Here is a 23,505-nt window from a genome sequence, read left to right on the forward strand (position 1 = left end):
GAAAGGAGTAGCTTATGAATGGGTACAAAATCGGCTTGTGTATGTCAATGTCCTTATCTATTCTGTGTATTATTGGTTCGCTGATTGATGGACGTGGACTAATGGGATTGTTGTTAGTTTTTTAACAATTATTCCAGGATTTTTTGGGATCTATTTTACAACTAAAATCACTATGGATAGGTATCTGAAATCTTTTTGTTTATCGTAAATTATTTATTCGCAACGCATCTTCATATCAGATATTTAATACAGTTTTTAACGAAGGTTCTATAGGTTACAAGAGATTAACGAATAAAAATCAGTTGAATCAATGAATGGTACTATCTAAAAGGTGTGAAAAGAAAGGAAGATTAGATGAACGGTTATAAAATCAGGTTAATTGTTTCTATGATTTTATCGATTTTATGTTTATTGGGAGCAATCATAGATTACGGAGGATATATCGGCTTCATCTTGGTGTTTGTGATCATTATCCCAGGACTTGCGGGAATCCATTTTACCACAAAAATCACTATGAGAAGGTACTTGAAATGGTCTCTGTTAGTCGTGAATTATTTATTTGCGACTACGCTCACCATATGGGATTTGGTCTATGTTTTCTTACAATTTTTTTATAAATAAAAAGGAACAGGCGTATCAAGAAAGATATTGAAAGAAGGAGAAAAAAATGATTCAAAATAAAAAATATTGGATTTTGTCGTTTGTATTATTGATACTTTCATGTCTACTTGCTAGACATTATTTTTTATCCTATAGACTATATCCACTTGTATATCAAAGGATTATTGTCTACGGTTGTTGGATACTAAGCGGATTTAGTTTATTTTTTTGTCGGGCGATCAGTAATAAATTTCTGAAGCGTATTGTCATTAGCATCAACATTTTCTGTATTTATGGTTGGTGGTTTATATATGATTTTTGAAACTACAGATATTCATAAATTTAAAAGGAGAATAAGATGACGAATAACCAATTCAGATTATCTATAGCGATGTTTTTTTCGATTTGTTGTTTTGTTGGAGGAATCGTTTATGGAGATAGTCCTCAGAGTGTCTTATTATTTTTCATTATGACATTTCCTGGATTAGCTGGGTTTTATTATTCGATGAAAGCCAATCTTGGACGATACAAATGGATGATTGTTTCTCTGAATTATTTTTTTGCTACATTTATTATTATTGGACAATTCATTCAATTAATTGTTTTAACTTTGAACAAAAAATAGAGTTAAATATTACTTGAAAGGGAGATTGAAATGAAAAGTACATACAAAAGATATTGTTCATTGATTATTTTACTCTTATCGATCAGTGTGATTACGTTCAGTATGGTTCAAGGAGGTCGCTATAGTATTGAATGGCGAGTAATATTGACATCGATTTGTTGGCTACTTAGCAGTATAAGTTTATTTTTTTCAAGGTTCATTGAAAGTAAAGCCTTAAAAAACTTAGTCATTTTTTTGAACTTTAGTTGTATCTATGGTTGGCTGTTTTCCTTTAGTTAAGACTCTATTTACTGGTGAAATGAACAGTAACTGTACATAGAAAAAAGCACCATAACGCCACAATAAATAAAAGATGAATAGGAGATCACCATGAAATTCCATAAAATAGGATTAGGTCTGTCGATGCTGTTGTCTATCTTATTTATGATAGGGAGCTTTCTATATCGAGAAGATCCACTTTCAAGTTTTGCATTTATCCTGTACATGGTAATTCCTGGACTTATGGGGATTTATTTTACGAACTGTCTTACGATGAGTAAATATCAGAAAGGATTTCTCTTAGTCGTAAATTATGGATTTGCGACCGCTATGAGTTTGATGCGTCTGATTGAGTTTATTTCTAGTAAGCTATGATCGTTAATTGTTGAAAAAAGGAGTGAGATGGATGATTTCGATTGAACCTAAAAGATTTAAGTTTTTTTGCCTACTATTTATGTGCTTGTCAGTATTTTTGCGAGTTTTTATTTTTTACCTTATTCACCATATCCTGGCGAGATTAAATTGATGATTTCCACGATTTGCTGGTTCTTGAGTGGGATTAGTTTATTTTTTTCGACAGGAATAACATTCGGTTGGGTAAAAGTATTGATCATTTTGGTTAACTGGTTCTGTATCTTTGGCTGGTGGTTTTCTACTAGATAAGTATTTTTTAAAAGGAGTGAGTGGAATGTTTGTAAAAAAAAGTATGCCGAATAAATATATTTCGTTCTATCTATTGGCGCTTTGTTTTCTATTAGGAAGTTTAGTTTTTATTTTCAAATTTTATTGGTTATTTGCAACAGTCCAATATTCTTGGTGGATCATCAGTGGAATCAGTTTGTTTTACTCAACTAGAATCCCCTCAGCATTCTTAAAAAGAGTGCTCATTGGGATTCATCTTGTTTTGATGTATGGTATTGTACTAGGGACTTTATTAGGTTTTGCCAGTTTTGGTAAGGTGGAGTATTTATTGTTTCCTATTGCGTACGTATTGATTGTAGGGGCACTTCACGAGTTAGAGAAGAAGAAAGCATTCTTTATCATGGGCTTGATCATCCCGATGTCTATTTCTACACTCGCATTTATTTATGCGCATTATTTGATTATTTTTCAAAGTCATTCCTTCGAAAGTTATTATTTGATTCCTTTACTGTTGTTGATGGTGATCTCTGGCTTGATTGGATTATACGCCGCAACAAAGCTTGAAACTAGCCGGCGAAAATTTTACTTATTGTTTATCAACTATTTGTTTTCTACATATTTCAATGTTGTGCTACTACTTTTGTTTTTGGTGAATGTAGTAAGAAACTGAATCACGAATAAAACGCCTCTCATAGCAAAGTTTTGGTATCTGAAAAGTACATAATAGGCCAACTAAAAAACGTCGCTTTTTTAAATTGATTATTTAGGGGTGAAATTTTCAGAAAGATGACGTATAATGTAAAATACTGAAAAGTTGCGACCTTCAACTCGTAGATGTTTCAGAATCTAATTGAAATGATGGTGATACCATGACAGACAACAGCAAAACACGCGTTGTCGTTGGGATGAGTGGCGGTGTTGACTCATCTGTAACAGCACTTTTGTTAAAGGAACAAGGCTATGACGTAATCGGGATCTTTATGAAAAACTGGGATGATACCGATGAAAATGGCGTCTGTACGGCGACAGAAGATTATAAGGATGTAGCGAAAGTCGCTGCCCAAATCGGGATTCCTTATTACTCGGTCAATTTTGAAAAGGAATATTGGGACCGTGTGTTTGAATATTTCTTAGCAGAATATCGTGCGGGACGTACCCCAAACCCAGATGTAATGTGTAATAAGGAAATCAAATTTAAAGCATTCTTAGACTATGCACTGGACTTAGGAGCGGAATATGTCGCTACTGGCCATTATGCGCAAGTCACACGTGATGAAAATGGCGTGTCACACATGTTGCGTGGGGTCGATAACAACAAAGACCAAACGTATTTCCTTAGCCAATTGTCACAAGAACAATTAGCAAAAACGATGTTTCCGTTAGGTGGCATGGAAAAATCAGAAGTACGTGCGATCGCAGAACGTGCCGGCCTAGCAACGGCGAAGAAAAAAGACTCAACTGGTATCTGTTTTATCGGCGAAAAGAACTTCAAACAATTTTTAAGTAACTATTTACCAGCTAAAAAAGGCAATATGGTGACCCTTGATGGTGAAGTCAAAGGCGAACATGCTGGTTTGATGTACTACACGATTGGACAACGCCAAGGCTTAGGCATTGGCGGCGGTGGTGATTCACAAGAACCTTGGTTCGTGGTGGGTAAAGATCTTGCGACGAATACGTTATATGTTGGACAAGGCTTCCATCATCCTGCATTGTATGCAACAAGTTTGGATGCAAGCGAAATCCATTTTACAACGAATGAACCTATGCCAAAAGAATTCAAATGTACAGCGAAATTCCGTTACCGCCAACAAGATGTGCCGGTAACCGTGCGCTTATTAGAAAATAATCGGGCAGAAGTGATCTTCGACGAACCCGTGCGCGCAATCACACCAGGACAAGCCGTTGTTTTTTATGACGGAATGGAATGTCTAGGTGGCGGATTGATCGATCATGCGTATCAAGAAACGAAAGTTTTGCAATACGTCTAAGATAATCTAAAAAAGCCACAGGATTTTTTTACGAATCCTGTGGCTTTTTTGCTATTTATTGACGAAAGCATGACCATTACTTGTTTCTTCCTGCTTATGGATCTCCTTCGTATTATGGCGAACCAGCACAAAGTTTGCAAGTACAAGTAAGGAGGTGGATAAAAAGACACCACGATAACCAAAGATACTTGAAACGCTTGAGCCGATCAATGGGCCAACGACATTTCCAGTGGCTTGGAAGGATTGGTTGTAACTAAAGATTCTTCCGGCAGCTTGTGCAGGTGAGTATTTAGTGATCAATGCTTGGACCGCAGGAAGGAGGCAAGCGTCTGAGATCCCGATCAAAAATCGTAGTCCTGCAAGTTGCCATACATTCGTTACAAAAGCCATTGGGATGTAGACGATCAAGGCAAAGCCTAATCCGATGGCTAAGATTCGTTCACTCCCGATCCTATCACCTAAGCGGCCGAAACGAGGAGCGGCTATCAGGGTGGCAATCCCAGGAATAGAAGCAATGATCCCGCTGACCAACGTGACGTTGCCATGTCCATGTAATAATTGCCGGATATATAAACTAATGATCGGACTGATCGAATTATTTGATGCTTGAATGATCATTGTGGTAATAAACATGCCGATGACGACATGTGGGTATTTCAGGTCACGGAAAATTTGTTTAGCAGAAACCAACTCGCTTTTTTCTACTGGCACAAATTGTTCATGGACAAAAAATAAGCTAAGTAAGAAAACGAAGAACAAAATCGTCCCAGTAATAAAGAAGGTAGGGCGATACCCAAAAGCAGAAGCAGAAAGTCCGCCGAGTAAAGGACCAAGTAATGTTCCGGTCACAGAGCCGGTCGCCAAAGTGCCAAGTACTTGTCCACTTTTTTCTCTTGGGGTACCAGTGGCGACTAAAGCTGTAGCGTTACTGATATAGCCGGAAAAAATTCCCTGTAACAGACGTAATGCGACTAATTGATACACGCTGGTTACTAGACCCATCAAGGAAATCACTACCGCCATCCCTAGAGAAGCGCGCAACAACATCAACTTTCGGCCTTTTTGATCGGCAAGTCGTCCCCACCATGGAGAAATCAAGGTAGTAACAAGGAATGTAGAGGAGAAGGTCAAGCCACTCCAAAAGTTCAATTGTGACGTACTGTAACTTCCTAACGTATCTATGTAAAGCGACATAAAAGGCATCACTAGACTAAACCCAATCCCTGCCATAAATGTACCAAACCACAAAACAACTAGGTTTTTCTCCCATGTTTCTCTTTTTCTGAATACTGCCTCTTTTACTCTTGACACCACAATTAAAGCCTTCTTTCTGAAAATTTTCATCTACAATTATTTATTATAAACTACAATGTGTAGTTTATCAACAACAAGTCTTTTTTCTCTTCGTCTTTCATGGTAAACTTAAAGGGATTGAGTTTATTCCATAAGAGGGGAAATCAAATGAAAAAACGAACGCTGTCACAAGAGAAAATCATTGACTGCTTTCGAGAATTGGCAGAAGAGATGGCTGTACAGCAAATCACTTTCCAACATTTAGCTAAGGCATTGAATATCAAATCACCGTCGCTTTATAACCACTTTAAGAATATTCGAGAAGTGAAAACGGCGTTGACTGCGAAACTTTTAACGGAGTTGAATGATCAATTACGTCGAGTGTTAGTGGGGAAAAGTAAGGGAGAAGCGATCCAAGCGTACGCGCAAACCTATCAGTCATTTGCGTTTCAAAATCAGGCAGTCTATGAACTGCTGATCAGTGTACCGCATACAAATGAAGAAATTCTATTAGAGGGAATACACGAAACGAACCAAATCATTTTACAAATATTTGACGCTTTTTCTTTGTCGAAAGAAGAAAAGGTCCATCGAAGTCGAGAACTGCGAAGTATGATCCATGGGTATCTTTCGTTACGTTTTTTAGGGTACTTTACCAATGAACCGAATGTTTCTCCAGAAGAAAGTTATGTCTGGATGATCGACGACTTTATTGCAACTTTACCAATAAAATAAAAGGCATCATTTAAATTAATTTTCTGAACATTCATAAAAAGCCCCTTTTAAGCAAAATTTCTTGCAACTTTCTTGGAAAGTGACTAATATGTTTTTAAGATGACCTGAGAAAAGGAGCGCATGTATGTATCAAGTAATTACAATGTTCGGTGATAATGAGCCTTGGTGGTTCTTTGAAGATTGGCAAGAAGATATTCAAATGGAGGAAACTTTCACCTCTTTTGAAGAAGCACAACAAAACTATGAAGAAAAATGGCTGGCCATTAAAGACAACTATGAGTATATCCATGCCAAAAATAATTTTCTTAGCGCTTTTTGGAATGATGGCGATGAGCGCTGGTGTGAAGAATGCGATGATGATTTGCAGCAATACAAAGGACTTGCTTTGCTGAAAGATTATCAACCGATTACTTTGGAAAGCAGAAAGGATTTTTATGAAACAACTAATTCTAGCGGAAAAGCCAAGCGTTGCGAAAGACCTAAGCAAGGTGCTTGGTGCTAATCAAAAACACAAAAACTATTACGAAGGACCCAAGGTGATCGTGACTTGGGCCCTTGGTCATTTATTAGGTCTAAAGATGCCAGAAGACCTAAATAAGGAATGGCAAAGCTGGCAGATGGAAACCTTGCCGATGATCCCTAAAAAACTAGGGATCAAACCCTTACCAAAAACTGGTCATCAATTGAAAGCCATCAAGCAATTGGCTAGTCGTAAAGATGTCTCAGAAGCAGTGATCGCCACAGATGCCGGACGTGAAGGAGAACTCGTTGCACGTTGGATCTTGGAATACGTTCACTTCAATAAGCCGGTGAAACGTTTGTGGATCTCCTCTCAAACGGACAAAGCAATCAAGACAGGTTTCAGCCAATTGAAACCAGCTAAAAGCTATGATGCGCTGTATGAGTCTGCTTTGGCTAGGGCAAAAGCAGATTGGTTGGTCGGATTGAATGTGACACGTGCACTGACAGTAAAATATCAAGACAATTTATCAGCGGGTCGGGTACAAACCCCAACCTTAGCTTTAGTGCGTAATCAGGAAAAGAAAATCGAATCGTTCCGACCACAAACGTATTTTACGATTTCATTGACAGTCGGCAATGAACAAGCAAAAATGGTCCAAAAAAATCAGTTTGCTTTGAAATCCCATGAAGAAGCCCAAGCGTTTGTTAAAACCCTTAGTCAGAGTAAGGGAACAGTAGTCAACATCGAAGAAAAAACAAAGACAGAAAAAGCTCCTCTGCCTTATGATCTCACGGAGATCCAACGAGAAGCCAACCAACGTTATGGCTATTCTGCAAAGAAAACGTTAGGACTTGTTCAAAGTTTATACGAAACGCACAAGATCGTCACCTATCCACGAACAGATAGTAAATATTTGACGAATGATATGAAAAGTACCATGAAAGAAAGACTTCAAGCCATCAGCGATTTTGTACCAGAAGTGAAAACTTATTTGAAGAATGGGGCAGTGGTTCGTCAAACGAGTGTCTTCCAAGATAGTAAAGTAACAGATCACCATGCTTTGTTACCGACGGAAAATCGTCCACGCTATGAAAAATTAAGTAACGAAGAACAAAAAATCTACCAAATGATCGTGACACGATTCTTAGGCTTATTTGCAGAACCACATAAAATCAGTCAAACGAAAATCACTGTCGTATTTGGGAACGAACAATTTGTTTTCCGCCAAAACCGGGTGTTGGAAGCTGGTTGGAAAACCTCTGCTGAAAGTCATGTGGATTCGTTTGACTGGAAAAAAGACATGCGTATCCAACCTGATTTTACGATCAAAAAAGAATTGTCAGCACCGCCGAAACCTTTGACGGAAGCAAGTCTGTTAGGCTTAATGGAAAAACACAGTTTAGGCACGCCCGCGACTCGTGCGGAGATCATTGAAAAGTTGATCAAATCCGAATTGATGGAACGCACACCGCAAGGCTTACAAGTCTCACCGAAGGGCAAGCAGTTGTTAGAACTGGTCAATCCATCACTTGTGACACCAGATTTGACTGAAAGTTGGGAAAGAGATCTAGAAGCGATCGCGCTTGGAAAAAAACAAGCCAACGTCTTTTTACAATCCATCGAAAAAGAAACGAAGCGACTTGTCCAAGAAATCAAAACAAGTAAGCAAGAATACCAAGATTTTTCGATTACCCAAAAGAAATGTCCGGATTGTGGCTCGAATCTTCGTGAGAAGAACACAAAAGATGGCAAAATCTACGTGTGTACGAATCAAGATTGTAGCTATCGTCGTCGGAAAGATCCGAAAGTCTCTAACCATCGTTGCCCACAATGTCACCGTAAAATGGAGATCATTGAAGGCAAAAATGGCGCTTACTTCCGTTGTAAATTTGACGGGACGACAGAGAAGATGCTAGGGAAAAAAGAGCAGAAGAAAAAAATGACAAAACATGAAGAACGTCGCTTGATGAAGAAATATTCTCAAGCAGAAGAACCGGAAGAAAGCCCATTAGCAGCAGCCTTAAAAGCTGCGATGAAGGATAGTTAAGTTACAAGACTTCATACCTTGGCAGATGATCCACATGAGCGAGTAGTCGTTCAAAATCTGCAAAGGGAAAAATGATGGTACTGGTGTTGCTGTTTGGATGAAAGCCCACGGTATCTTTGCGATCGATCGAGGAGTCAATGACGACTTGGATCTCGTTTTCTAAATCGTTGACTAAGGCAAATGGATTGACGGTACCTGGCGGAACATGTAACAACTGTTTGACTTGGTCTTCTGACACAAACGATAATCGTTTTTCATTCAACTGTTCTGCCAATAACTTCAAGTCGGCTTGTTTTTCATCAGGTAAGACGACAAAATAAATTTGTTTGCCTTTCTTTGATTTGACCAAAAGATTTTTAACTTGTGGACCGGGTAAAGTAAAAGTTAGATTTTTGACAGAAGTAATGGCTGGATGATTCACTTCTTGGTAATTGATTGCCAATAGATCAAGCATTTCATAGGCCTCATGTTTCGTGGCATGACACATAAAAAACAATCCTCCATTCATATTTTATTTATTTTAGCACAAAAAAGATTGACAAATAAAAATGAATCAGGTAAATTACTCATTAAGTTAAATAAAAGACATCGAAAAGAAGAGTAGCAATTAAGTGTTTGAAGAGAGTCTCTGGTTGGTGAGAAGAGGCAATAACTGATTGTGAAACACATCTTGGAGTCGATTTTCTGAACAGCCAGTAAGAAAATCCGGGAAGCCCGTTATAGCTGCGGTCGTTGTTAGACGACCAGATAAGGTTAGTTTTGCGAGAAACTAATAAAAAAAGGTGGAACCACGTATTTTGCGTCCTTTGATCTTCGGATCAAAGGACTTTTTTTGTTTTTCATGTGGTTGGAAGGGACAGCTAACAATGTACCCCTTTAAAGAAAAGAGGAGGAAAAGAAAATGAATGATTTATTAGAAGTGATGCCACAGTTGTTAGTAGGGGCGCTGACAACCTTGAAATTATTTGCCTTTACCTTGATTGGTTCTTTGCCATTAGGAATTATTTTAGCCTTAGGGTTGTCGTTGCATTTTAAACCGATCCGTTATTTCCTACAAACGTATGTCTGGATCATGCGAGGAACACCGCTATTATTACAATTGATCTTCGTGTTTTACGGTTTGCCAACGATCGGGATCGTGTTTGATCGTTTCGAAGCTGCTTTGATCGCATTCGTTTTAAATTATGCTGCCTATTTTGCTGAGATTTTCCGTGGTGGTATCCAGTCGATCCCTAAAGGGCAGTATGAAGCAGCTCAAGTCTTACAGTTGAGTCCTTTCCAAACAGTGACAAGAATCATTATTCCGCAAGTAACAAAAATCGTGTTACCTTCTGTCGGCAATGAAGTCATCAATCTAGTAAAAGATTCTTCGTTGATCTACATCTTAGGTTTAGGTGATGTGATGCGAGCGGGTAAGATCGCGATGGAGAGAGATGCAAGTTTACTTCCATTGCTTGGCGTGGCACTGATCTATCTCGCACTAACAGGAGTGCTGACGATCGTGTTGAAGCAAATTGAAGAAAAATTAAATTATTACCGCTAAGAAACGAGGAGGGAACAGCGATGATTGAATTAAAAAAGATTAGTAAATCATTTGGTGACAAACAAGTGATCAAAGATTTTGATTTAGTAATACCGGAAGGACAAACATTAGCGATCGGCGGACCGTCAGGAGGCGGTAAAACAACGATGTTACGGATTTTAGCCGGTTTAGAAAAAGCTGACAGTGGTGAGTTTTACCTGGATGGCACGAAATTTGACCCTTTTGAATTGAAAACAGAAGAACAAGTGGTAGGCGTCGTGTTTCAAGATTTCCAGCTTTTTCCACACTTGAGTATTTTTGACAATATTACTTTGGCACCTAAAATGGTGTTGAAACAAAGTAAAGAAGAATACACGAAAAAGGCGGAGGAATTAGCGGACTCATTAGGGATTCGTGATTTATTAGGAAATTATCCTTATCAATTATCTGGAGGACAAAAACAACGTGTGGCCATTGCTCGTGCGTTAGCGATGAACCCGCGAGTATTAGCGTATGATGAACCGACGAGTGCATTAGATCCAGAGTTACGCCAACAAGTAGAGAAGTTGATTCTTTCATTAAAAGAAGAAGGCGTGACACAAATCATCGTGACCCACGATTTAGTCTTTGCTGAAAACGTTGGGGATCAATTGATCAAAGTTATGCCAAGTAAGTAGGAAAGCGGTGGGGAGAAAATGAAAAAATTCAGCTTTTTGATTTTAGCTTTGATTGGTTTTTTCTTTTTAACTGGCTGCACGAATGAGCGGACAGCGACAGAAAGCTGGTCAAGAATCAATGAAGAAAAAAAGATTATCGTAGGACTAGACGACAGCTTTGTACCAATGGGTTTTCGTGATAAAGATGGTAAACTGACAGGATTTGATATTGAGTTAGCGAAAGCTGTCTTTGATGAATATGGCATTACTGTTGAGTTCCAACCAATTGACTGGTCAATGAAGGAGTTCGAATTAAACAACGGAACAATTGATTTGATCTGGAACGGGTATTCAAAAACGCCAGAACGTGAAGAAAAAGTCTTGTTTACAAAACCATATATGAAAAATGATCAAGTGTTGATCACACCAAAAACTTCTGGTATTACAAGCTTTGAACAAATGCAAGACAAAATCTTAGGGGCACAAAACGGTTCTTCTGGTTATGATATGTTTGTCAGACATCCAGAAATACTCAAAGACTATGTGAAAAATCAAGAGGCAGTTTTGTACGCAAGCTTCAATGAAGCATTGATCGATTTGAAAAGTGGCCGTACAGATGGTGTGTTGATCGACAAAGTCTATGCCGAGTATTTTTTGAACATACGAGACGAATTAGACAATTTCAATGTGATCAAAGGGGACTTTGATGGAGAAGATTTTGCTGTCGGTGCGCGAAAAAATGACGAAATACTTGTGGGAAAAGTCAATGATGGCATAGCCGAATTGGTTGAAAACGGAAAATTTAAAAAGATCTCAGAGAAGTGGTTTGGTGAAGATGTCACACCAGAATAGGTAACAGGATGACATGAAGGATCGAATCATAGGGGAAGTCAAAATAGTGGAACAGCATCTGCTGCTCCGCTTTTTTTGTTTGTTTTGGACTTATTTTTTAAATGACTAGACTTTTATTTAGAAATGTCAAAAATCTACTTGGTAATGAAAAGGGTTTCGTGTTATTCTAAAGAGGTAAAGATTGAACTAGGAAAGGAAGATGTTCATGGAACACCAAAAATTAACGGCATTTCCTGATGATTTTCTTTGGGGATCTGCTTCAGCTGCCTATCAAGTAGAAGGCGCATGGCAAGAAGGCGGAAAAGGTGAGTCCGTTTGGGATCGCTTTGTTCGTATTCCAGGTAAGACATTTAAAGGAACAAATGGCGACTTAGCTGTTGATCATTACCATCGTTATAAAGAAGACATTGCCTTGATGAAAGAACAAGGTTTGAAAACGTATCGCTTCTCTGTAGCTTGGACACGTATTTTTCCAAATGGCCGCGGCGAGATCAATCAAGAAGGCTTAGCTTTCTATATGGATTTGATTGATGAATTGATCAAACACGACATTGAACCAATGTTGACTTTGTATCATTGGGATCTGCCACAAGCATTGCAAGATGAATACCAAGGATGGGAATCTCGTCAGATCATCGAAGATTTTACGAACTATGCAAAAACATTATTCGAAGCATTTCGTGGCAAAGTCCACTATTGGGTTAGTTTGAACGAACAAAATATTTTTACTTCACTCGGTTATTTATTAGCGGTACATCCTCCAGGAGTGACTGATCCAAAACGAATGTACCAAGTGAACCACATTGCCAACTTAGCTAATGCAGCAGTGATCAATGCGTTCCATGAAATGGATATGCCTGGGAAAATCGGACCAAGTTTTGCGTATACGCCAAACTATCCGATCGACAGTGATCCAAAGAATATTTTGGCTGCTGAAAATGCGGAAGATTTGATGGCACATTATTGGATGGATGTTTATATGTGGGGCAAGTATCCAATCGCTGCGATGAAATTCTTGGAAGAACAAGGGTGGGCGCCAACGATTGAAGAAGGCGATGAGGAGCTATTAGCATCTGCGAAACCTGACTTTTTAGGCATCAACTACTACCAAACAGCAACGAATGCCTTTAATCCATTAGATGGTGTCGGCGCTGGTAAGATGAATACTACAGGTAAAAAAGGCTCATCAGAAGAAACAGGCGTGCCTGGCATGTACAAAAAAGTAGAAAATCCATTTGTCGAACGTACAAATTGGGATTGGGAAATCGATCCAGAAGGTTTACGTATTGCTTTGCGACGAATCACGAGTCGCTACCGTATCCCTGTGTTGATCACGGAAAACGGTTTAGGTGAATATGACAAATTGACAGAAGATAAAAAAATCCATGATGACTACCGTATCAACTACTTGGAAAGTCATGTCAAAGCCATCAAAGAAGCTATTTCAGATGGTGCAGAAGTCTTGGGCTATTGCACATGGTCGTACACAGACTTGCTGAGCTGGTTAAATGGCTACCAAAAACGCTATGGCTTCGTTTATGTAGATCAGGATGAAACACAAGAAGGATCACTTGATCGCTACAAAAAAGATAGCTATTACTGGTACCAACAAGTAATTCGTGAGAATGGCGCGAATATTGGGAACCAATAAATATTGCACGAATAATACGTACTAAAGTGGATGGCACAGTAAAAAAAGGAACAAAAGAGGAGGTTCTGCTCATCTTTTGTTCCTTTTTTTGTTTGTCTTTTAGCTTTTACATCACCTAGAATTTCTGTTGATCACTAGTCTAACATAAATTGTTGAAGCACCGTTACACCAAAATCAGGTGCAGTCAATAATGCTGCGCCGATTGCGGCATCCGTCAATTTCCCACTATACGAATTTAGTGTAAGTAGTTTTCCACTTCGAACGTTTCTGAACTTGTACAAAGGAATGGTTCCATAGGCATTTCCTGCGCTTACTACTCGCCATTGTGCCCGTTTATCTGAAGCATTTAAAACCCCAGTGCGTACAATAGAGAAGCCATTCCATTTACTATCTGATTCATACATTGAAAAATTATTTGCTCGATTATGGATGACAAAGGAATTGTTAGCTTCATAGAATACAAATCTCCATTGTTGGTTCGTATTCCTATGTTCATTAAAATAGATGACATCATCACTACTTGCTGAATCATCTAGCGCTCTACTATTATTAAGAGAATTAATGATGTGATAAGAATTACCTACCCTATTAGCCAATTCTTTTTGCTGTTGGTAGTCTCTGTCATCATTCACAGCAGTGAGTCCTTTCGAATTTATAGCAATTGTATCAATGAGTTGTTTCTTTTCCCAAACATTGCCAATCACTCGATAGATTTTCATCTCATTTTTTGAATGATCGACTTCTGCAGTTAAGTAAGTTTTTTGAGAAGCACTGCCAGAAGAATAAACTGGGACTTTGCCAAAATACTGTGGGTAAGAAACCTTACCGATTGTTTTGTGATAATGCCCTGCAAAAACGGCTCGCAACGTTCCATTATCATAATATTTTTCTACCATTGCCTTGAATCTTCCTTGGGGATCACTTCCCAATTTCCAATCATTTGGTTTATGTATATAAAGAATAGCCGGTTGGTTTGCACTTCTTGCTTCTTCTAACTGTCTCTCGATATAGTCCATTCCAGGTGTTAACCAATAGGTAGGACCAGTCCCATCAGAGCAAGAAAGATGCATCGTGGGATAATTGTTGGCTGTGATCATTCTAAAATCCCCGATTTTTTGTGAATAGTTTAGGCTACCAACATGCTTAGATTCGAAAAAGTAATCTTCTTTCCAAGTATCTTTTGAAATCCAATTATGAGGTCTATAGGTATGCATCCTGTTAAAGGTTATCCGCCAAGCTTGGTTGAGGAAAGTATCCTCGAAATTATTTTCAATATCATGGTTTCCTAGGCCATAAGAATAAGGCATTTTTAGTCTACTGAATAATTGATCCATGCGACTCCACTGAGAGCCTTGACCGTAAGCAGTGACATCCCCATTGACATAGGTATGTATTACTTTATTGCCGATGCTTGTTGAATAATCATTGATACTGTCATACTGATTTAAAATTAACGCAGCGGACTCCGCTCTGAGATCGCTATCTGATTGATAAATACCATCGTCTGTTTTTGCTGTCCATGGAAATTGAGGATCAGAGGTAACTACAAACGCATAGTCGATGTCTGCGAATGCCGTAGTGCCAACCATAATTGTACCTACTAGAATACTCGCACTCAAAGTAATGCTTTTGATCATTTTATTTATTAATATTTTAGTACGCTTTTCAAATTTCATTTCTACTCCATTCTCTTAAATTAATTTATTTTTTAAAGTTTGTTTCACTTTTATTTTGAAATTCTACACTCGAAGGCTTTTTTGATTCTTGTGAGTGCTATGACAAAACAAAAAGTGGTGTGATTTCCTATATTGTCGTAACCTCCTTTAAAGTTGATTGTTTATAAAAAAGTATATCTTCCTATAATAGGTACTGTTCATAGTGTGTGGTGTTGCAACAAATAATTCTTCTTACAAAGACATAAAAGAATTTCTATCCTCACCTCAACGAAAGAGCGAAGACCATGGAGGCAAAAGGGGTGGCGAGGATCGTAGGAAGAGTTTTGAAGAATCAGATAAAAAGAAAATCAGCAATCGGGCAAACAAAACTTTTGTTCGCTTGCTTTTTTTTGTATAATGGAACTTGATGAAAAGAGGGATATATCATGGCAAAGAAAAAACGTCCTGCTAAGAAGAAGAGAAAAACTAAAAAACAAAAACAGCAGCAGGAGCAAATGATTGCGATCGGTGTTGGCTTTGCTTTTATACTATTTGCCGTCTTTGGCTTTTTGAAATTAGGCTTTTTAGGCATTTTAGTGGCGAATGGCTTTCGCATAGTCGCTGGAAATACGTATCAGATCCTCTGTGTATTATTAGCAGTTTTAGGATTTTGGATCATGGTCAAAAATAGAGAATTCACGATGGGTAAGAGTCGTCGTTGGCTGGGAGTCGGTCTGTTTTATTTAGGTATCTTACTCTTTTTACATGCCAATCTTTTTGGAAAATTGAACAGCGGAGAACCCAATATCATTGGAACGACTTGGGATCTACTATCGGCAGATATTCGTCAAAGCCAAATCACCACGAATGTCGGTGGCGGTATGTTAGGTGCATTTATTTATAATCTGACATTCTTTTTGATTGCTCAACCGGGAAGTTATTTCGTAGCTGTTTTATTGATTCTTGGCGGAGCAGTATTATTCAGCAATGTTGAGGGTCACCAATTATTGAATGCCTTACAAGTCATGGGAGATAGATTCCAAGAACTGTTAGAAGGCGATCCAGAAAAACAGGCACGTAAACAAGCTGCGAAAGAAGAGCGGCAAAAGCAACGAGCAGAAGCGAAGGAAGCAAAACGTCTTGCTGCGAAAGAAGCAGCCGAAGCTGAAGCTGCGGAAATGGAACAAAAGCGAGCCACTCGTCAAAAGAATCAGGTCCAAAAGGAAACTTCTCCTATTTATGAAGAAAGTGAACCTGAACAATTAAGTTTTGTGCCGATTGACAGTTTCCAAGGAAATGTCCAACCTCCTGTTATGGAACGTCCTAAACAGGATGAGATGAGCCATGTACATGAGTCTTCCGAAGATGAGTTATTTGAAGATGATGGCACTGCATTAGAATTTGAGATCGAAGCAGAAGAAGAAAATCAAGCATACGAGCTACCTTCAATCGATTTATTAGACTCAGCGCAAACCGTGGATCAAAGTGATGAGTACAAGAAAATTGAAAAGAACATTGGCGTGTTAGAACAAACTTTCCAAAGTTTTGGTGTCGATGCGAAAGTCGTCAAAGCAAGTTTAGGCCCATCTGTGACGAAGTTTGAGATCCAACCAGCTGTCGGAGTAAAAGTAAGTAAAATCGTTAGTTTGACTGATGATATTGCCTTAGCTTTAGCCGCAAAAGATGTTCGTATGGAAGCACCGATCCCTGGGAAATCACTGATTGGGATCGAAGTGCCGAATAGCAAGATCAGTATGGTTTCGTTTAGAGAGATCATCGAAGCTCAACCGGATCATCCAGACAAGCTATTGGAAGTACCTCTAGGACGAGATGTTTCGGGGCGTGTCCAAACGGCCGATTTATCGAAAATGCCTCACTTGCTCGTTGCCGGATCGACTGGTAGTGGGAAGTCAGTAGCAATCAACGGCATCATCACAAGTATCTTGATGCGAGCAAAACCTCATGAAGTCAAACTGATGATGATCGACCCGAAAATGGTTGAGTTGAATATGTATAATGGTATCCCGCATTTGTTGACGCCAGTTGTGACCAATCCTAGAAAAGCAGCACAAGCATTGCAAAAAGTCGTTCAGGAAATGGAAGAACGTTATGAGAAGTTTGCTGCAACTGGTGTGAGAAATATCTCTGGGTACAATGAATTTGTCCAACAAAAAAATCTAGAAAATGGAACCAAACATCCGACCTTACCATTTATCGTTGTCATTGTTGATGAATTAGCGGATCTGATGATGGTTGCAAGCAACGAAGTCGAAGATGCGATCATCCGTTTAGCGCAAATGGCTCGTGCCGCAGGTATCCATATGATCTTAGCGACACAACGCCCAAGTGTGGATGTTATCACCGGGATCATCAAAGCCAATGTGCCTTCACGAATGGCGTTTGCTGTTTCCAGCGGAACAGACTCACGAACGATCATTGATTCTAATGGGGCGGAAAAGCTCTTAGGACGAGGGGACATGCTCTTCTTACCAATGGGTGAGAACAAACCGATCCGTGTTCAAGGCGCCTTCATTTCAGACCATGAAGTGGAACGTGTGGTTAACTTTGTCACCGATCAACAAGAAGCCAATTACGAAGAAAAAATGATGCCAACGGATGAAGTTGAATCAGCTGGTTCAGCTGAACAACCTCAAGATGAACTATTTGAAGAGGCAAAAGCATTAGTTATCGAAATGCAAACCGCTAGTATTTCTCTGTTGCAACGTCGTTTTAGAATCGGCTACAATCGGGCAGCTCGTTTAGTCGATGAATTAGAGGCTCACGGCGTCGTAGGCCCTTCAGAAGGCAGTAAGCCTCGAAAAGTTTTTATTGAACAAATGGAAGAGTCAATGGAGCAACCATTATCTGAAAATCAGGATATATAAAATGAAAGCAAGAAATCTTTTCTTATCGAATTGATTTTTTGCTTTTATTTTGCGTTTAGTCCATAAAAATATTTTTTGTGAAAAAAAACAGGTAGTAACAAAACGACTATTATAAAATCATTCATGTTAAAAAAATGATAAGCTTAAAGTCACAATAGTTTTTTTAGATGAAAGGAGATTCACTGAATGAACGATGAGACAACGAAAAAGATTGATCAAGTAACGAATGAAGTTTCCGAAAAAATCACGAATGAACAATTAACAGAAACAAGGGATGAAGCGACTGGAAAACCAGTCAACGAACAACCTAAAGTACGAGCCAAAGAACCAATCGAAGAACCAGTCAAAGAACTGGATGCCGATGCCGATGCCGATGTAGATGCAACCGAAGAACCAATCGAAAAACCGATCGAAGAACCGATACAACCAACGAGTCACCCAAAAAAAGCAACGCGTGATGAACCCCAAGTCGGCTTGGCAAATTCTGAGTTTCAAAGAGGCAATCAGGAAGTACCGGAAGAAATCAAAAAATGGAATTGGGGCGCCTTCTCTCTTAACATCATCTGGGGAATTGGGAACAAAACGTATCTTCCATTACTGTGTCTGATTCCACTATTCAATCTTGTTTGGGTGTTTATTTGCGGATTCAAAGGCAATGAATGGGCATGGAGAGATGGAAACTATACGGATATTGAAACATTCAAACAAGTCCAAAAAACTTGGAGTCGAGCTGGCATAGCGATGTTTATTATTCAAATTGCGATCATCCTTTTATATCTTGTTTTCGTCGTATTCATTCTTTCTAGCTTATGGTATATTCGTGATTCTTTTATCCGGGATTCGTATAACTATGATCCTTACATTTATGATGGTTATTACTACTAGAAAGGAGAAAATAAGATGCATCAAAAAATGATCAAAACTATTTTTATATTGAATATCGTTCAAACAGTGATTTATCTTTTTGGTTTCTTTAACCGAGTAGCAGAGCAGTCAGGTCTGGTTCCTCTCGTCTATGTGACACGTCTATGGGGGAATTTTTATGGAATTATTTTTTGGTCGATCCTAAGTATGATTTGCGTGATCGGCTTCACTTTAACCTTATATTTATTGCTTTCAAAAGCAGTAGATTCTAAAAAAACAGTCGGGTTGATCATTTCTGCTATTGGTTATGGTTCCCCACTGCTATTCAGTTTTTTCTTGATCATTCCAGCAACCTTGTTGATTTTAGGGCTTATCTTTATTAAATGGATGATTTTAGATCCAGAAAAATCAGTAGAAGAATACGATGAGTGGCATGATACCCATGCATGACCTAAATAAGATTTAGTACAAGTTTTTAACGATTATTTAGTTTCTTTTGTGAACTATTGCATTAATAAAGGGAATCAGTTATAGTATGTAGCGATACTTTGAAAAAAAGAGGGAATAATCGTGGAAAAACAATCCATTTATGGCTTAACAAATAAAGAATTGACTGCTTGGTTTTTAGAACATGGTGAAAAGAAATTCCGTGCCTCACAAGTATGGGAATGGCTCTATCAAAAGCGTGTCACAAGCTTTGAAGAAATGACGAATCTTTCAAAAAGTTTGATTGAAAAACTATCAGAAAATTTTGAGATCAATCCATTGAAACAAGTGATCGTGCAAGAGGCAAGTGATGGGACAGTCAAATACTTGTTTGAGTTGCCAGATAAAAATATGATCGAAACGGTGTTGATGAGACAAGAATATGGCTTATCTGTGTGTGTAACTACACAAGTCGGATGTAATATTGGCTGTACTTTTTGTGCCAGTGGTTTATTAACGAAAAACCGAGACTTAACTGCGGGTGAGATCGTGGCTCAGATCATGATGGTCCAACATTACTTTGATGAACGTCAACTGGGGGAACGGGTATCCCATGTCGTAGTGATGGGGATCGGTGAACCATTCGATAATTACGACAATGTGATGGATTTCTTGCATATCATCAATGATGCGAAAGGTTTAGCGATCGGCGCTCGTCACATCACGGTGTCAACTAGCGGGTTGGCAAACAAAATCAAAGAGTTTGCTGAAAATGGATTACAAGTCAACTTAGCGATTTCATTACATGCACCAAATAATGAAGTCCGTACGTCCATGATGCGTATCAATCGCCGTTTCCCAATTGAAAAATTGATGGAAGCAGTGGATGAGTATTTAGAGAAAACAAACCGTCGGATCACATTTGAATACATCATGCTGAATCAAGTAAATGATCGGCCAGAACATGCGCAACAACTTGCTGATCTGTTGAAAGACAAGAAAAAATTAACTTATGTCAATTTGATTCCTTACAACCCAGTAAGTGAACATGATCAATATTCAAGAAGTCCAAAAGCGGATGTATTGAAATTTTATGATGTGTTGAAAAAGAACGGCATCAATTGTGTGATTCGCAAAGAGCATGGGACAGATATTGATGCAGCTTGTGGGCAATTGCGTAGCAAACAAATGAAAAAAGAAAAAACTGTAGCAAAATAAATATTCTTAAAGTTAAGTTTTCTTTCCTTCTCTTTTTCCCGTTTGGCTGATAGAATAGGCTGAAATTGGAATGGAGGGGAATAGGATGATCATCAGTGAATTTGATCGTAGAAATATCGGTTTGAAGGATCAGCTAGCTGACCTTTTGCGATTGACTTGGCCGAAGGATTACGGTGAACAACCAATGAAAGAAGTCGAGCAACTGCTGGCGACGGATCGAATCGCTGTCTCAGCGGTGGAACAAGATCGTTTGGTTGGTTTTATCGGTGCGATTCCGCAGTATGGAATGACTGGTTGGGAAATTCACCCTCTAGTAGTAGAAACTTCTTATCGAAAGCAGTATATCGGTAGCCGCTTAGTTGCTTATGTGGAGAAAGAAATCGCCTCTAAAGGTGGTGTGATGGTTTATTTAGGAACAGATGATAAGGATGGGGACACGAGTCTTAGTCATACGGATCTTTTTGATCATCCGTTGGATAAACTGAAATCAATCGAAACTTTCAACAAGCATCCTTATACATTTTATGAAAAAATGGGCTATCAAGTCGTTGGAGCGCTTCCTGATGCAAATGGAATCAATCAACCAGATATCATTCTGGCAAAACGACTTGGAGAAATAAATCAATGAATGAAGCACCAAAATGATTTTTTAAAATCGAATAAAACATGCGAGCCTCCCCTAGTGTGGAGGCTCTTTTTTTTGGCAAAAACCGAACATTCATATCAAATGTTCTTATAACGACCATTTTTTTATGATTATTTTATTCGAAAGAGGATTAGATAAAAATCCTTGATTTATCTCATTTTTTCAGAAAAAAATAATAAAACGTTCATGGAAAAGTCATTATTTTTTAGAAAAAGCGAAAAAAACTGTTGCAATTTTAATAATTATTCATTAAACTCATAAACAACTCAGAAAATACTAATTATTCTGAAAATTTCGATAAAGGGGTACGGAAGATGAAAAAGAATTTAACTTTTGGTGTTGTGGCCTTATGTGGGCTTGTACTTGCTGGTTGTTATGGTGGCAGCAGTGCAGATACAAGTGGTAGTGGTTCTTCAAGCAGTGGATCAGCAGATGGAGGAGGCGTCTTCAACTTAGTAGTACCTCAAGAAATGCCGTCAGCCGACCTATCGGTTGCAACAGATACAATCAGTTTTACTGCACTAAATAATGTGTATGAAGGAATCTATCGTTTAGATGAAGATAGTAAACCTCAACCAGCCGGTGCAAGTGAATTGGCTGAAGTTAGTGAAGATGGATTGACTTATAAAGTCAAATTGCGTGAAGACGCAAAATGGTCAAATGGGGAGCCTGTCACAGCAGCTGATTATGTTTACGGTTGGCAACGTACGGTAGATCCAGCGACGGCATCAGAATATGCGTATCTTTTTGCACCAGTTGAAAATGCTGAAGCAATCACAGCAGGCGACAAAGACAAATCAGAATTAGGCATCAAAGCAGTTGGCGATTATGAATTGGAAATCAAATTAGCCAAACAAACACCATACTTCCAATACTTACTTGCTTTCCCTTCATTCTTCCCACAAAGTCAAGCAGTGGTTGAAGAACATGGAGATGCGTACGCATCATCAAGTGACAACGCAGTATACAACGGACCATTTACTTTAGCTGATTTTGATGGACCAGGTACTGATACAGAATGGACATACAAGAAAAACGAAGAGTACTGGGATAAAGATGCAGTTAAATTATCAGAAATCAAAGTCAGTGTCGTAAAAGAATCTTCTACTGCATTGAATCTATTCAAAGATGGACAAGCAGATGATGTCATCTTATCAGGTGAATTAGCACAACAAAATGCGAATGATCCAGCTTATACGTCAGTTAAAGAAGCACGTACAAGTTATATCGAGTTCAATCAAAGAGAAGATGATTCACCATTCAAAAATGTGAACTTAAGAAAAGCCATTTCTTATTCAATCAACCGTGAAGCATTAGTGAAACAAGTCATGGGTGATGGTTCAGTTGTTTCAACAGGCTTGATTCCTGCAGACATGACTAAGAATCCTGAAACAAATGAAGATTTCGCAGCAGAAGCCGGCGAATTAGTATCATATGATCAAGACAAAGCAAAAGAATATTGGGAAAAAGCGAAGAGTGAATTAGGGATCGACTCATTAGAATTTGAATTGATGGCATCAGATGATGACTCAACGAAAAAAGTAATCGAATATATCCAAAACTCTATCCAAGAAAACCTTGACGGTGTGAAAGTAAAACCTACACCAGTACCATTCTCTGTTCGTTTGGATCGTTCATCATCTGGTGATTTCGATACAGTATTAGGTGGCTGGGGCGCAGACTATGCTGACCCAAGTAGCTTTACTGACTTATTTGTAACAGGCAATTCTTACAATCGTGGTCAATGGTCAAATGCAGACTATGACAAAGCCGTTGAAGCATCTGCTTCTAAAGATGCTGGTGACGAACAAGCGCGTTGGGCTGACTTACAAGAAGCGAATAAAATCATCGCTGAAGATATGGGTGTCGCACCAGTTTATCAAAAAGCTGAAGGTCATTTAGTTAATCCAAAAGTCAAAGGTATCGTTCATCATGCTGCTGGCGCATCATGGGATTACAAATGGACATATATTGAAGAATAATCTGTCCTAAAAAGAAAAAAGAGTGTCTGGGATGTATTACAAATCCCAGACCTCTCAATTTTCTGATCCTAGTTATTCTTTTGGCCGTTCATTTAGACAAGTGAGATGAGCGCAAAGACAATCGAAAACACAAGCAAAATTCCAGCGATGATCAGCCAAAAGGTATACATACCGTAGCTGACCGAAGATAGGGAAGTAAATTCTGGTTTTTCCTTCCGGTTTCTCGTTCGTGCTAAGTGAAACGAACGTTGAAAGTGATCAAAGAAACCTGAGGAGAACACCCATAAAAATCCGCCGATAATCAAAAACGGCAACGCACATAAAAATAAATCATTGGATAATTGAAGAAGGGTCAACTGATCAGTCAAAATATTTTTAAGTAACACGAGGACGATCACTAAACCGGCAAACAAATAAGGACGATATTTTTTTTTCATTATTTTGCTCCTTTATCATTGGTTCATTAAATAATGTAGCGAAACATTGATCAGAAG

21 protein-coding genes and 1 other annotated feature are annotated in these 23,505 nt (G+C 38.6%); of the genes, 17 read left to right on the forward strand and 4 right to left on the reverse strand.

Annotated features, from left to right (window positions below):
- Positions 1–354: 354 nt before the first annotated feature.
- The 4 genes from IGJ39_RS03150 to mnmA all read left to right on the forward strand — a co-directional run bounded on the left by IGJ39_RS03150 (position 355) and on the right by mnmA (position 4,116).
- Positions 355–621: a hypothetical protein gene (locus IGJ39_RS03150; protein WP_019724199.1), complete on the forward strand. Its 267-nt coding sequence runs from the start codon at positions 355–357 to the stop codon at positions 619–621.
- 337 nt (positions 622–958) lie between these two features.
- On the forward strand, positions 959–1,225 hold the full coding sequence (locus tag IGJ39_RS03155) for a hypothetical protein (protein WP_019724198.1): 267 nt from the start codon (positions 959–961) through the stop codon (positions 1,223–1,225).
- Positions 1,226–2,171: 946 nt separating this feature from the next.
- Positions 2,172–2,795 carry a hypothetical protein gene (locus tag IGJ39_RS03160; RefSeq protein WP_019724196.1) on the forward strand — a complete coding sequence of 208 codons (624 nt, stop codon included), beginning with the start codon at positions 2,172–2,174 and terminating at the stop codon, positions 2,793–2,795.
- A 199-nt stretch (positions 2,796–2,994) separates the two neighbouring features.
- The gene (gene mnmA / locus IGJ39_RS03165; RefSeq protein ID WP_019724195.1) at positions 2,995–4,116 is read left to right on the forward strand and encodes a tRNA 2-thiouridine(34) synthase MnmA; all 1,122 of its coding nucleotides are present in this window, start codon (positions 2,995–2,997) and stop codon (positions 4,114–4,116) included.
- A 51-nt stretch (positions 4,117–4,167) separates the two neighbouring features.
- Here the strand turns inward: mnmA and IGJ39_RS03170 are convergent, their stop codons facing one another.
- Positions 4,168–5,430 carry a multidrug efflux MFS transporter gene (locus tag IGJ39_RS03170; RefSeq protein ID WP_019724370.1) on the reverse strand — a complete coding sequence of 421 codons (1,263 nt, stop codon included), beginning with the start codon at positions 5,428–5,430 and terminating at the stop codon, positions 4,168–4,170.
- A gap of 147 nt (positions 5,431–5,577) precedes the next feature.
- Here IGJ39_RS03170 and IGJ39_RS03175 point away from each other — a divergent pair, with 147 nt between their 5' ends.
- The 3 genes from IGJ39_RS03175 to IGJ39_RS03185 all read left to right on the forward strand — a co-directional run bounded on the left by IGJ39_RS03175 (position 5,578) and on the right by IGJ39_RS03185 (position 8,654).
- On the forward strand, positions 5,578–6,144 hold the full coding sequence (locus IGJ39_RS03175; protein ID WP_010736170.1) for a TetR/AcrR family transcriptional regulator: 567 nt from the start codon (positions 5,578–5,580) through the stop codon (positions 6,142–6,144).
- Between the two features lie 124 nt (positions 6,145–6,268).
- Positions 6,269–6,646 carry a DUF1033 family protein gene (locus tag IGJ39_RS03180; protein ID WP_066025124.1) on the forward strand — a complete coding sequence of 126 codons (378 nt, stop codon included), beginning with the start codon at positions 6,269–6,271 and terminating at the stop codon, positions 6,644–6,646.
- Positions 6,579–8,654 carry a DNA topoisomerase III gene (locus IGJ39_RS03185; protein ID WP_438764172.1) on the forward strand — a complete coding sequence of 692 codons (2,076 nt, stop codon included), beginning with the start codon at positions 6,579–6,581 and terminating at the stop codon, positions 8,652–8,654. The genes IGJ39_RS03180 and IGJ39_RS03185 overlap by 68 nt, the downstream gene beginning before the upstream one ends.
- A 1-nt stretch (position 8,655) precedes the next feature.
- Here the strand turns inward: IGJ39_RS03185 and IGJ39_RS03190 are convergent, their stop codons facing one another.
- On the reverse strand, positions 8,656–9,141 hold the full coding sequence (locus IGJ39_RS03190) for a YbaK/EbsC family protein (RefSeq protein WP_195339057.1): 486 nt from the start codon (positions 9,139–9,141) through the stop codon (positions 8,656–8,658).
- Positions 9,142–9,233: 92 nt separating this feature from the next.
- Positions 9,234–9,464: a binding site (T-box leader), on the forward strand.
- 91 nt (positions 9,465–9,555) lie between these two features.
- Here IGJ39_RS03190 and IGJ39_RS03195 point away from each other — a divergent pair.
- The 4 genes from IGJ39_RS03195 to IGJ39_RS03210 all read left to right on the forward strand — a co-directional run bounded on the left by IGJ39_RS03195 (position 9,556) and on the right by IGJ39_RS03210 (position 13,335).
- Positions 9,556–10,197 carry an amino acid ABC transporter permease gene (locus tag IGJ39_RS03195; RefSeq protein WP_010736166.1) on the forward strand — a complete coding sequence of 214 codons (642 nt, stop codon included), beginning with the start codon at positions 9,556–9,558 and terminating at the stop codon, positions 10,195–10,197.
- Positions 10,198–10,217: 20 nt separating this feature from the next.
- Entirely contained in the window at positions 10,218–10,853 is a 636-nt protein-coding gene (locus tag IGJ39_RS03200; protein ID WP_010736165.1) for an amino acid ABC transporter ATP-binding protein, read from the forward strand.
- Between the two features lie 18 nt (positions 10,854–10,871).
- Entirely contained in the window at positions 10,872–11,684 is an 813-nt protein-coding gene (locus IGJ39_RS03205) for an amino acid ABC transporter substrate-binding protein (RefSeq protein WP_195339056.1), read from the forward strand.
- Between the two features lie 205 nt (positions 11,685–11,889).
- Positions 11,890–13,335 (forward strand): glycoside hydrolase family 1 protein, encoded by a 1,446-nt coding sequence (locus IGJ39_RS03210; protein ID WP_066025120.1) that lies wholly within the window; start codon positions 11,890–11,892, stop codon positions 13,333–13,335.
- Between the two features lie 134 nt (positions 13,336–13,469).
- On the opposite strand, the gene IGJ39_RS03215 is transcribed toward IGJ39_RS03210, so the two are convergent.
- Positions 13,470–15,011 carry a metallophosphoesterase gene (locus tag IGJ39_RS03215; RefSeq protein WP_029593944.1) on the reverse strand — a complete coding sequence of 514 codons (1,542 nt, stop codon included), beginning with the start codon at positions 15,009–15,011 and terminating at the stop codon, positions 13,470–13,472.
- Positions 15,012–15,436: 425 nt separating this feature from the next.
- Here IGJ39_RS03215 and IGJ39_RS03220 point away from each other — a divergent pair, with 425 nt between their 5' ends.
- From IGJ39_RS03220 to IGJ39_RS03245, 6 genes are all read left to right on the forward strand, one after another.
- Positions 15,437–17,875, forward strand: coding sequence for a DNA translocase FtsK (locus IGJ39_RS03220; protein ID WP_019722506.1), 2,439 nt, complete (start codon positions 15,437–15,439; stop codon positions 17,873–17,875).
- A 474-nt stretch (positions 17,876–18,349) separates the two neighbouring features.
- On the forward strand, positions 18,350–18,760 hold the full coding sequence (locus IGJ39_RS03225; protein ID WP_195274208.1) for a ribonuclease G: 411 nt from the start codon (positions 18,350–18,352) through the stop codon (positions 18,758–18,760).
- A gap of 15 nt (positions 18,761–18,775) precedes the next feature.
- Positions 18,776–19,189, forward strand: coding sequence for a hypothetical protein (locus IGJ39_RS03230; RefSeq protein WP_066025116.1), 414 nt, complete (start codon positions 18,776–18,778; stop codon positions 19,187–19,189).
- Positions 19,190–19,309: 120 nt separating this feature from the next.
- Positions 19,310–20,383 carry a 23S rRNA (adenine(2503)-C(2))-methyltransferase RlmN gene (rlmN, locus tag IGJ39_RS03235; protein WP_010736158.1) on the forward strand — a complete coding sequence of 358 codons (1,074 nt, stop codon included), beginning with the start codon at positions 19,310–19,312 and terminating at the stop codon, positions 20,381–20,383.
- An 85-nt stretch (positions 20,384–20,468) separates the two neighbouring features.
- Entirely contained in the window at positions 20,469–21,011 is a 543-nt protein-coding gene (gene aac(6'), locus IGJ39_RS03240) for an aminoglycoside N-acetyltransferase AAC(6')-Ii (RefSeq protein WP_195339055.1), read from the forward strand.
- Positions 21,012–21,343: 332 nt separating this feature from the next.
- Positions 21,344–23,011, forward strand: coding sequence for a peptide ABC transporter substrate-binding protein (locus tag IGJ39_RS03245; RefSeq protein ID WP_010736156.1), 1,668 nt, complete (start codon positions 21,344–21,346; stop codon positions 23,009–23,011).
- A 92-nt stretch (positions 23,012–23,103) separates the two neighbouring features.
- Here the strand turns inward: IGJ39_RS03245 and IGJ39_RS03250 are convergent, their stop codons facing one another.
- Entirely contained in the window at positions 23,104–23,448 is a 345-nt protein-coding gene (locus IGJ39_RS03250; protein WP_019722501.1) for a DUF3899 domain-containing protein, read from the reverse strand.
- Positions 23,449–23,505: the final 57 nt, after the last annotated feature.

Origin of the sequence: Enterococcus sp. AZ140, from assembly GCF_051714405.1 — a bacterium.
Classification (GTDB): domain Bacteria; phylum Bacillota; class Bacilli; order Lactobacillales; family Enterococcaceae; genus Enterococcus_B; species Enterococcus_B pernyi.

Excerpts from the sequence above, each read along its gene's own strand:
- IGJ39_RS03200 (WP_010736165.1), top strand. The coding sequence starts at position 10,218 with ATGATTGAATTAAAAAAGATTAGTAAATCATTTGGTGACAAACAAGTG.
- IGJ39_RS03180 (WP_066025124.1), top strand. The coding sequence starts at position 6,269 with ATGTATCAAGTAATTACAATGTTCGGTGATAATGAGCCTTGGTGGTTC.
- IGJ39_RS03150 (WP_019724199.1), top strand. The coding sequence starts at position 355 with ATGAACGGTTATAAAATCAGGTTAATTGTTTCTATGATTTTATCGATT.
- IGJ39_RS03195 (WP_010736166.1), top strand. The coding sequence starts at position 9,556 with ATGAATGATTTATTAGAAGTGATGCCACAGTTGTTAGTAGGGGCGCTG.
- mnmA (WP_019724195.1), top strand. The coding sequence starts at position 2,995 with ATGACAGACAACAGCAAAACACGCGTTGTCGTTGGGATGAGTGGCGGT.
- IGJ39_RS03175 (WP_010736170.1), top strand. The coding sequence starts at position 5,578 with ATGAAAAAACGAACGCTGTCACAAGAGAAAATCATTGACTGCTTTCGA.
- IGJ39_RS03210 (WP_066025120.1), top strand. The coding sequence starts at position 11,890 with ATGGAACACCAAAAATTAACGGCATTTCCTGATGATTTTCTTTGGGGA.
- IGJ39_RS03250 (WP_019722501.1), bottom strand. The coding sequence starts at position 23,448 with ATGAAAAAAAAATATCGTCCTTATTTGTTTGCCGGTTTAGTGATCGTC.
- IGJ39_RS03190 (WP_195339057.1), bottom strand. The coding sequence starts at position 9,141 with ATGTGTCATGCCACGAAACATGAGGCCTATGAAATGCTTGATCTATTG.
- IGJ39_RS03220 (WP_019722506.1), top strand. The coding sequence starts at position 15,437 with ATGGCAAAGAAAAAACGTCCTGCTAAGAAGAAGAGAAAAACTAAAAAA.
- IGJ39_RS03230 (WP_066025116.1), top strand. The coding sequence starts at position 18,776 with ATGCATCAAAAAATGATCAAAACTATTTTTATATTGAATATCGTTCAA.
- IGJ39_RS03160 (WP_019724196.1), top strand. The coding sequence starts at position 2,172 with ATGTTTGTAAAAAAAAGTATGCCGAATAAATATATTTCGTTCTATCTA.
- IGJ39_RS03185 (WP_438764172.1), top strand. The coding sequence starts at position 6,579 with ATGAAACAACTAATTCTAGCGGAAAAGCCAAGCGTTGCGAAAGACCTA.
- IGJ39_RS03215 (WP_029593944.1), bottom strand. The coding sequence starts at position 15,011 with ATGAAATTTGAAAAGCGTACTAAAATATTAATAAATAAAATGATCAAA.
- IGJ39_RS03205 (WP_195339056.1), top strand. The coding sequence starts at position 10,872 with ATGAAAAAATTCAGCTTTTTGATTTTAGCTTTGATTGGTTTTTTCTTT.
- IGJ39_RS03245 (WP_010736156.1), top strand. The coding sequence starts at position 21,344 with ATGAAAAAGAATTTAACTTTTGGTGTTGTGGCCTTATGTGGGCTTGTA.
- IGJ39_RS03155 (WP_019724198.1), top strand. The coding sequence starts at position 959 with ATGACGAATAACCAATTCAGATTATCTATAGCGATGTTTTTTTCGATT.